This window comes from Faecalibacterium sp. DFI.5.82 (assembly GCF_029076575.1).
GTDB lineage: Bacteria > Bacillota > Clostridia > Oscillospirales > Ruminococcaceae > Faecalibacterium > Faecalibacterium duncaniae.
This window is the reverse complement of the sequence record NZ_JARFIS010000964.1, coordinates 1-293: the sequence shown is the minus strand read 5'-3', so window position 1 is coordinate 293 and position 293 is coordinate 1. Positions and strand designations below refer to the sequence as shown.

At 43.3% G+C, this 293-nt stretch carries 2 rRNA genes; both read right to left on the bottom strand.

Features of this window, described 5'->3' with window-relative positions:
• A 5S ribosomal RNA gene (gene rrf / locus P0G09_RS19695) occupies window positions 1–77 on the bottom strand; the annotation flags it as partial.
• 124 nt (window positions 78–201) lie between these two features.
• Window positions 202–293: ribosomal RNA gene (locus tag P0G09_RS19690) — 23S ribosomal RNA — on the bottom strand; the annotation flags it as partial.

Sequence of the window (293 nt, the reverse complement as noted above, 5' to 3'; positions counted from 1 at the left end):
CTATCTTGGGCACGAGTGAGCTTAACTTCTGTGTTCGGAATGGGAACAGGTGGAACCTCACCGTCATCGTCACCGACCAATATGACTGGTTCAGTATAACATTTCTGTTTTACTTTGTCCAGTGTTTTTAGAAGGACGTGCCTTCAAAACTGAATAATCACTGCTCACATTTTATCATTGACTTGAGAATTCAAGCGAATTGTGGTCAAGCCCTCGATCTATTAGTACACACTTGCTGAATGGATCGCTCCACTTACACATCGTGCCTATCAACCTCGTAGTCTACAAGGGAT